This window comes from Mariniblastus fucicola (assembly GCF_008087665.1).
GTDB classification, from domain to species: domain Bacteria; phylum Planctomycetota; class Planctomycetia; order Pirellulales; family Pirellulaceae; genus Mariniblastus; species Mariniblastus fucicola.
In genome coordinates this window covers 3,867,296-3,876,343 of sequence record NZ_CP042912.1, presented here as the reverse complement: position 1 = coordinate 3,876,343, position 9,048 = coordinate 3,867,296, and the positions used below count along the sequence as shown (strand labels likewise).

The window sequence follows — 9,048 nt, the reverse complement described above, 5'->3', positions numbered from 1 at the left end:
TCCCGTCACGAAATAAGGGCCCACCATCAAAACGAAAATGTCCCTTTGGACCGGACAGTTTTTCGAAATTTCCTCGCTGGAGGCGTTGCGGACGTGTGTGGGCAGGAAGTAAACCGTTGATTGGGGCCCGATGCCGCAGCGTGGTGCTTGGGATACAATGGACGCGTTACTAAAGATGGAAAACGGAACCGCTATGCCCGACCAACCGATTGGACAGGACGCTGTCGAACTGATGCAGAAAGCCCGAGAGCAGATTCTTGGCGAGCTTTCACAAGTAATTGTTGGCCAACAGGATGTGGTCGAGCAGATTTTGATCTCGATGTTCAGCCGCGGACACTGTCTGCTCGAAGGCGTCCCGGGACTAGCCAAAACGTTGATGATCAGCACGATCGCCCGGACGTTGAATCTGAGCTTTTCTCGCATCCAGTTCACGCCCGACTTGATGCCCGCCGACATCACCGGCACTGAAATCCTGGAGGAAAACAAGTCGACTGGTGCGCGCGAACGTCGATTTATGGAAGGGCCGATTTTCTCCAACATCGTGTTGGCCGACGAGATCAACCGTACGCCACCGAAAACGCAAGCCGCGCTTTTGGAAGCCATGCAAGAACGCACCGTGACGGTCGGGCGCGTTCGGCACGAACTGGCGAATCCGTTTTTCGTGTTGGCAACGCAAAACCCAATCGAACAGGAAGGCACCTACTCGCTTCCCGAAGCGCAGCAGGACCGATTTATGTTCAAGGTCTACGTCGACTATCCGTCGTTTGATGACGAGTTCGAAGTCGCCCGCCGCACGACGGCTCGCAGCACCCACGACGTAAAATCCGTGCTCTCGGGCGAAGACATTTTGCGGATGCAGGACGCCGTTCGCGACGTGCCCGTTTCTGATCACGTGATTCGGTTTGCTCTTACGCTGGTTCGTCAAACTCGAATCGGTTCCGAAGGTATTCCCGAATTCGTAGCGGACAATGTAGGCTGGGGAGCCGGTCCACGAGCCGTGCAGAACTTGATCCTTGGCGGCAAGACGCGAGCCCTGTTGTACGGTCGGACCTACGTCACCACCGATGATATCGTTGCTCTGGCCAAGCCCGTTTTGCGTCACCGGATCGCGATCAACTTCGCGGCTCAGAGCGACGGCATGACAACGGACGACGTGATCGACCAGCTGATTCAAAACACTCCCGCGAAAGAGGACGAGCTGACTTCCGATGCCCGATTCCAAAAGATATTTGCATCTTGAAGCGATCAAGCGAATCTCGCGACTTGATCTGCGGGCAAAGCATGTTGTCGAAGGCTTCCTTTCCGGCATGCATCGCAGTCCCTTCTTCGGCCAGTCGATCGAGTTCCGTCAACATCGCGAATACGCTCCCGGAGACGACCTGCGGCACGTCGACTGGAAAGTCTGGGCTCGCCAGGACCGGCTCACGATCAAACAGTACGAAGAAGACACCAACATGCGAGTCAACCTGTTGGTCGACGTCTCCAACAGCATGAAATATGGCCGCGGCGTGTTCAATAAATTCGACTACGCCGCAACGTTGGCGACTTCGTTGGCCTGGCTGGTGTTGAAGCAACAGGATGCGGTCGGATGCATGACGTTTGACGAATCAGTCTGCTCACGAACGCCGACTTCCAGCAAGAAAATGCAGCTGAACAAGATCGTGCAGACCCTGGAATCGGCCTCGCCGAAGCGAAAAACGGACCTCAGTTCAATCTTCTCCGATGCTGCCGAAACTTTTCCTCGGCGTGGCATCATGATCGTAATTTCGGATCTGTTCGGTGACGTCCAGTCGACTTTGAAAGGCCTGCGACTTTTGCGGCAACGCGGCCATGACGTTTTGGTGCTGCATGTGTTGGACGAAGACGAGCTTGAGTTTCCGTTTTCGGGTTCGTCGCGGTTTTCGGATTTGGAGTCCGACACGAAGCTGAACTGCAATCCGAAAGCGCTGCGAGACGGTTACCTCGAAGCCATCAATGAGTTTCTGGCCGAAGTTCGGCGTGGCTGTGCCAGAGCGTCGATCGACTACGCGATGGTTCGCACGACCGACCCGATGGACGCGGCGTTGGCTCAGTTTCTCAGCCGCCGAATGGCGAGGAAATAGCCATGTTCAGCAATCTGTTTACCTCTTCGCCCGCTGTTTGGGCTGGTTTGATCGCCGGACTGGTCGCCCTGCCGATTCTGATTCACCTGATCAATCTCGTTCGCCACAAGACCATCGAATGGGCGGCGATGGATTTTCTGCTCAAGAGCCATCGCAAAAATCGCAACTGGGTATGGCTGAAGCAGCTCTTGTTGCTGCTGTCGCGGATCGCAATTTTGTTGCTGGGATTGTTTTTGCTATCGCAAGTCGGCTGCGAAAACGATCGAATTGCGGCGCTGCTTGGCGGTCGCTCCACGCATCATTACGTGCTGGTCGATGACAGTTTTTCGATGTCGGATCGCGACGCACAGGGCACGGCAATGGATCGAGCCCGTTCGACGATTTTGCAAATTGTCAGCCGTGCTCGTAGTCGTGGCAACCATCGCATTTCACTGCTGAGGTACTCCGGATTCGAGCCATTGGACGAATCAGAATCGCTGGTGCCAGCTTTTGACATCGAAAACCAAACGGTTGATTCTTCGTTTGCCCGCCAAGTCGAATCGTCGTTGGCAGGCTTGCGGCCTTCGGCGTTCCCCGTTGATTCGCAGAGGTCACTCGAAGCGGTCGCCGATCTGGTGAAAGCACGGACTCAGGAAAACGCGATCGTCTATCTGCTTTCGGACTTCCGGGAAAAAGACTGGCAGCAAACCAGTTCGATTGGCCAATCGCTAGAATCGCTTTCTGACTCCGGCGCCGCGGTCGAACTGATTCGATGCGTCAAAACAGTCCACGCGAATCTTGCCGTCACGGGTCTGAAGCCGATTGGAAACGTGCGTGTAGCTGAAACGCCTTTGATGATGGAAGTCACCGTCAGTAACTTTTCGGAAGACATTGCCAATAAGGTTCAGGTTGAGGTCGGCTCCACAGTTTTCAGACGCCCTGCTCTGGGGTCTGCAGACTCCGATGCGTCGACCGAGGAATTGCCAACGGTCTTCATCGAGTCAATTGAACCTGGCCAATCGGAAACGCGAATCTTTCCGGTTTACTTTGGTCAAGTCGGACAGCACAGCGTCACGGCGACGATCGGCGAAGACGCGGTCGCGAAGGACAATGTGCGGAATTGCGTGGTCGATATTGAGTCCAATGCAGACGTGCTCATTGTGTACCGTCCGAATCGTCAACATGCAGATTTTCTGTCGCTGGCTCTGAATCCAAACAGCATGACGGGCATCCGTGCCGAAGTTCAGACGGCTGACTTTCTGAGAGATGCCACCGCTGAATCGCTGTCTCGGTTCGACGTCATTTTTCTCTGCGACGTCGGACAAATCGATGAGGGGGCTGTCAAGAATGTGAAGTCGTTCGTGGCTGATGGCGGAGGGTTGGTTTACTTCGCCGGCCCGAATACCAATTTTGGGTTTTTCAATCTGAACTTCTATGAAAACGGCCAAGGATTGCTGCCTGTCGAGCTTGCGGATGAACTGGACGTCGACGAACGCGAAGATGGGATGCCAGCGGATATTGTGGCTGCAACGCATCCGATTTTCGCACCGGTCAACGATGTGCGGAACTCATTGTTGGACCTGGTGCAAGTCAAGAAGACGCTGAGACCCTCGTTTTCGTGGCTGCAGAAACCTCCCTCGCAAGCCAAAGTTCTTGCGACGCTTCGCGGCAATCGGCAGATGCCATTGGTGATCGACGGACAATACCAAAAAGGCCGGACGATGTTGTTCATGACCACTGCCGGGCCTCAGTGGAACAACTGGATGCGCAACGCAACCTTTCCGCCGATCCTTCTCTTGCTGCAGGATTATCTGGCCAGCGGCAAGTTCCCTCACGACGATCGATTGGTCGGCGATGTGGTCGAAATACTCAAACCGACTGGTTCGGTGACTCCGGATGTTACGTTGTTGAGTCCCACAGAATCGGAAGATCGGATTGAAAGCAAGATTCGGCTTTCGCAGACCGACGAGGGACTGCGAGGGCAGATTGGTGAGAGCCTTCAATCGATCATCAATCGAAGCACAGGAGTTCCCGGAGTCTATGAATTGCGTTTTCGCCAAATGGACTCAACCTCAGCGGTAGAACGTGTTGCATTGAATGTCGATCACGCAGAAAGCGACTTGCAACTGGCTCGCGACGACAAGCTGTCGCAAGTTTTCGGCGATCAGCTTCCTGCGATCACGAACTGGGATCAGTTTAACGCAGAGCCAAAGCAAAAATCCGTCTCGTCGCTCAATCGACTGCTGCTGTTATTGTTGGTCGCCTTGCTGGTTGCCGAACAAACGCTGGGTTGGATGTGCAGCTACCATTAGCGGCTGCAGACACGTCGACGGAGAGGCTTCGGCGGATTTGTCAAACTCCCGAATTCCGGCCAGACGAAATCGCACTGCCACTCCCGAAACGATACTCGTGCGGCTACATTAAAGGCAGCGATTCTCTTTCCAAGGAACGTATCATGCGCACTGTATTTCTTCTGTTGATCATTCTTATGAGCTCACCCGTTGCTGCTGACGAAACCTGGCAACTGCCTCCACAGGAAGTCGTCGATATCATTGATGCCAAACCGGAGCCGATTGTCAGCTTTAGTCCGGATTCGAGCTGGATGCTGTTTCTGCACCTCGATGCCATGCCGGATATCGCCGACATCGCCCGTCGCCGGTTGCGATTGGCAGGATTGAGAATTGACCCGCAAGCCAACGCAAGGTTTCAGAATTCATGGTATCGCGGCATTAGCCTGCGAAAGACCGACAGCAAGTCTGATGACACCGGCAAGCAACTGATTCAGGGCGACGATGCCAAAATTGGCTGGATCCGTTGGAGTCACGATTCCAAGAAGTTTCTGTTCACGCAGATCACCGACTCTGGAACCGCGCTATACGTTTGCCTGGTCGAGTCGGGCGAGATTCGCCAATTGCACGACAACCTTTCGACTGTCATGCAGTCGCCACAGTGGATGCCGGACGCGAAACATGTGCTGTTGTTGGCCGTTCCGGAATCGCGAGGCGCCGAACCGAAACCGCCGGTGGCACCGGCCGGACCGTCGATTCAGGAGTCCGCGGGAAACACTTCGCCGACTCGAACGTATCAGGACTTGCTCAAGACTCCCTACGACGAACGGCTGTTTGAGTATTACGCCAGCAATGAATTGATCGTTGTCGATTTGGACGGCACTGTCGTCAAGAAATTCGCCGCACCGGATATTTACTTTGGCGTGAACCCCTCACCCGACGGAAAGCACTTGCTGGTCCAGCGACTGCAAAAGCCATTTTCATATCTGCTGACCTGGCGATCGTTTCCGCACAAAGTTACCGTGACCGATCTTGATGGCAACGAGCAATATTTGGTCGCCGATGTTCCGATGGAGGAGAATATTCCGATCGAAGGTGTTCGGCTTGGCCGGCGGCGAATCGACTGGATGTCGAAGCGAGACGCGACGTTGATCTGGGGCGAAGCTCTCGACGGTGGAGACCCGAACGTGGAAGCTCCGTTTCGCGATCAGGTTTCGATGCTGGCCGCTCCGTTTGATGCCGAGCCAACTCCAGTCATCAAGACCGAACATCGTTGGTTCGGAGCAGACTTTTTCAGTGACGCAAATCGGGTCGCGATGACGGAGTACGATCGTGATCGACGATGGGTCCGCACGCTGCTTCACGACTTGAGCCAGCCGGACGTGACGCCGTTGACGTTGGTCGATCGGAGCGTTCGCGATCGATACGGCGATCCCGGGCGGCTTGTTCAGGTGCCAGACGAAACAGGTCATTACGTGGCGCTGCAAAACGGTGACGACGTTTTTCGGTTCGGTAACGGAGCATCGCCCAAGGGCAATCTTCCGTTCGTCGACAGCCAGAGTCTTTCCAGCCTGGAAACGAAACGCCTTTGGCGTTGTGAAGAGGGAGCCCTCGAGGCGCCGGTTCGAATTTCTGGATTTGCCGACGACGATTCCGGGAAGGCTGCTGTTCCGATTTTGATAACGGACTACGAGGACACAACTTCGCCGTCCAACTATCGCCGCCGAGACCTTTCCACCGACTCGTACGAGCCACTGACGGAATTCCGTGACCCGACACCGCAGATTCGCTCGATCAAGAAACAATTGGTCACGTACAAACGGAAAGACGGCGTTCCGTTATCCGCAACGCTGTATCTCCCCGGCGACTACAAAGAAGGCACGAAGCTTCCGTTGCTGGTATGGGCTTATCCACAGGAGTTCAATGACCCGTCAACTGCTGGACAGGTTTCAGGTTCCGACGCCAGATTCACTCGTATGCGAGGCATCACGCATCTGACGTTTTTGACTCAGGGATACGCCGTGATGGACGCGGCCACCATGCCGATCGTTGGCGATCCGGAAACCATGAACGATACCTTTATCGAACAGATCGTCGATTCGGCTCAGGCGGCGATCGACAAGGCGGTCGAAATGGGTGTCGCGGATCGGAATCGCGTTGGCGTCGGTGGGCACAGCTATGGAGCTTTCATGACCGCCAACCTGATGGCTCATTGCGACCTGTTCAAAGCCGGCATCGCCCGGTCGGGCGCTTACAATCGAACGCTGACTCCGTTTGGATTTCAGTCCGAACGACGTAGCTATTGGGACGCCAAGGATATCTACCATTCGATCAGCCCGTTCATGCACGCGGACAAAATCAATGAGCCACTATTGTTGATCCACGGCGACAGTGACAACAACAGTGGTACGTTCCCAATCCAAAGCCAGCGACTCTATCAGGCGATCAAAGGGAATGGTGGAACGGTTCGCCTGGTGATGTTGCCGCACGAGTCGCACGGCTATCGGGCTCGGCAAAGTGTGCTGCAGACTCAGGCGGAGATGATTCGCTGGTTTGCGAAACACGTTAAAGGCGAATAGGACGCGACGACGGAATCCAAACTTGGGCCGACGATGGCTCAAGCAGGAAAACTTTGGAACCGGTATGCAAACTGAGTTTTTGATTTACGCTGCCGCGTCTATTCTTTGTTCGCGTCGCGTCGACGACGCAGTTCACCGTTGGCAAGTTGGGTCTGCTGCTGCCAGGTTTGGTAGATCAACCAGATTGAGACGATCGCGACCAGTCCCAGCCCCATGGAAATCAGGGACGAAGCATCCTCAGTCTGCGGCGACGTTGCGACGATCGCCTGGCTGCCAGGATCGCCACCAAGATTGGAGAACGTGGTCTCAATGGACCGGAGCGGTGCCACGACTTGCAGGCAAACGGAAGCCATCAGCACGATTCCCAGCAATCGAATTGGTAACGTCAGATAGCTGACCACGGTGAGGCTCGTCGAGAAAAAGTGCGAATGCGGAATCGTAGCTCATAGTTCAGCCATTGCATAAAAATGCCTCCGACGGATCCAAATTCCCGGAATAATCGCGTTGGAGCAGGTTCAACGTAAATACGCAATGCGGCCGCGGAATCTGCATTTTTGCCCACGATCTAAAATGTCCTTGGGGCGAAGCCACTCAAATCCGGAATATTTTTGACGCCGTAACTCACAGCGGTACCGGTTTGCGACGTCCATGAACAGTTCCTCCCTTCGTCAAAATCTGGGTGTTCAAAATTCAGGCTGGCTTCGAGCCGTCCGTTCGATGACCAAATTTGGTCGCTGCTGAACCATCAGCCATCCGAATTGCTGCGTCTGATTGTCCCAATTGCCACGAATTTCAGGCGACCATTTGATAAGAAGTTAACTGGCAGCCCAAAAATCCGGTCAGAACCGTCAAAATCCCCTTTTCGTTTGCGGACGTTTTTTTGAACTCTGGATACAATTGTGGAGACCCAAAGTCGATCCCGATAAGACAGTATCGACGTATCTGCCGCACGAGACTCGGAGACAAATTTGTTCTCTCATTTTTCACGCTTCAATCTGTTCCTGATTTTCCTCGCGATCATCGCTTTGCGTTTGGTCGTTGGTTTCCACTTTTACAAGGAGGGTGTCACAAAACTGCAAGACGGTTTTGACGCGCAGTATTTCCTAAAAGGTGCCAAGGGGCCCTTCGCCGACTTCTTCCTGTCCATGACTGACGACGCCAACGGACGGATGCAGCTGGGCATCACAGAAACGCTGGACGATAAAGGGAAAACTGACTTCCTGATTAACAATGAGCGAACGATTGCCGTTTGGGATGACTTTGTCGAACAGGCAACCAACTACTACGCGTTCGGAAGTCCCGAATTGATCGCTGAGATTCAGGCGGAGATCAAGGACTACGAAAAACTGGCTGCTGGAGAGGACGATTCAGCATCGCGAGCTCGAAGTCAGATTCAGGAGTTGGAGGCGCAGATTGACGAAATCGAAGAGCAGCCGTGGCAAGTCGCCGAAGCTTTGGAAGCTCACGAAGCCGAGTTGGAAGACTGGACGATGGCAAACCGAGTTGCTGTTCTGGCTTGGTACCGAGGTGGAACACGTCTGGAAGGTTTCGAACGCGATGGCGAGGATCGAGACAAGGTTGCTCTCGATGTTGCCTCCCTACGAGGTCAGGTCGATTCGATCCAGAAAGACCGTGTCAAAGAAATGACCAAGTGGAAAACGGAAGTTGCTCAGATTTGGGATTCTCTTGAAACACGCATCAACTCAATACCGGTTGCCCGGCAAGAACGCGAAACTGGATCACTCCCTTTGCATCGTCCTTACGCTCAGAAGAATTCAAGACACGATCTGGTTAACAAAGTCATCCCCTGGTTCGACATCACCGTTGGAGTGCTGCTAATCCTCGGCTTGTTTACTCGCTGGGCTTCTCTTGCGGCCGCCGCATTCCTGTTCTCAGTTTTGCTGACTCAGCCGTTCTGGGTCCCGGGGGCAGCACCGACGCACTATCAAGCCATCGAGATGTTTGCCTGTCTGGTGCTGTTTGCGACCAGCGCCGGACGCTTTGGTGGACTGGATTACTTCTTCAGTCTTGGCAAACGACCGGCAGACACGCCTGAGCCGGCCATGCTCGGACACTAGACCGAACCAACAAAATTTTGCC

6 protein-coding genes are annotated in these 9,048 nt (G+C 54.3%); 5 read left to right on the top strand and 1 reads right to left on the bottom strand.

Translation table 11 applies throughout. From position 1 onward, the window contains the following. The first annotated feature begins 232 nt into the window (after positions 1-232). The 4 genes from MFFC18_RS14175 (at position 233) to MFFC18_RS14160 (ending at position 6,948) form a co-directional block, all read left to right on the top strand. Positions 233-1,240: an AAA family ATPase gene (locus MFFC18_RS14175; protein WP_449288517.1), complete on the top strand. Its 1,008-nt coding sequence runs from the start codon at positions 233-235 to the stop codon at positions 1,238-1,240. Continuing rightward, a complete protein-coding gene (locus MFFC18_RS14170) occupies positions 1,209-2,102 on the top strand; it encodes a DUF58 domain-containing protein (protein ID WP_075085945.1) in 894 nt (297 codons plus the stop codon). The genes MFFC18_RS14175 and MFFC18_RS14170 overlap by 32 nt, the downstream gene beginning before the upstream one ends. A gap of 2 nt (positions 2,103-2,104) precedes the next feature. Next, a complete protein-coding gene (locus tag MFFC18_RS14165; RefSeq protein ID WP_075085946.1) occupies positions 2,105-4,393 on the top strand; it encodes a glutamine amidotransferase in 2,289 nt (762 codons plus the stop codon). A 143-nt stretch (positions 4,394-4,536) separates the two neighbouring features. Continuing rightward, on the top strand, positions 4,537-6,948 hold the full coding sequence (locus MFFC18_RS14160; protein ID WP_075085947.1) for a S9 family peptidase: 2,412 nt from the start codon (positions 4,537-4,539) through the stop codon (positions 6,946-6,948). A 98-nt stretch (positions 6,949-7,046) separates the two neighbouring features. Here the strand turns inward: MFFC18_RS14160 and MFFC18_RS14155 are convergent, their stop codons facing one another. Continuing rightward, a complete protein-coding gene (locus MFFC18_RS14155) occupies positions 7,047-7,349 on the bottom strand; it encodes a hypothetical protein (protein WP_075085948.1) in 303 nt (100 codons plus the stop codon). 567 nt (positions 7,350-7,916) lie between these two features. On the opposite strand from MFFC18_RS14155, the gene MFFC18_RS14150 reads away from it, so the two are divergent. Continuing rightward, positions 7,917-9,026 (top strand): TQO small subunit DoxD, encoded by a 1,110-nt coding sequence (locus MFFC18_RS14150; RefSeq protein ID WP_075085949.1) that lies wholly within the window; start codon positions 7,917-7,919, stop codon positions 9,024-9,026. Positions 9,027-9,048: the final 22 nt, after the last annotated feature.

What these genes read in the sequence shown, in the direction of transcription:
- MFFC18_RS14175 (WP_449288517.1), top strand. Translation starts at nt 233, where the DNA reads ATGCAGAAAGCCCGAGAGCAGATTCTTGGCGAGCTTTCACAAGTAATT.
- MFFC18_RS14170 (WP_075085945.1), top strand. Translation starts at nt 1,209, where the DNA reads ATGCCCGATTCCAAAAGATATTTGCATCTTGAAGCGATCAAGCGAATC.
- MFFC18_RS14165 (WP_075085946.1), top strand. Translation starts at nt 2,105, where the DNA reads ATGTTCAGCAATCTGTTTACCTCTTCGCCCGCTGTTTGGGCTGGTTTG.
- MFFC18_RS14160 (WP_075085947.1), top strand. Translation starts at nt 4,537, where the DNA reads ATGCGCACTGTATTTCTTCTGTTGATCATTCTTATGAGCTCACCCGTT.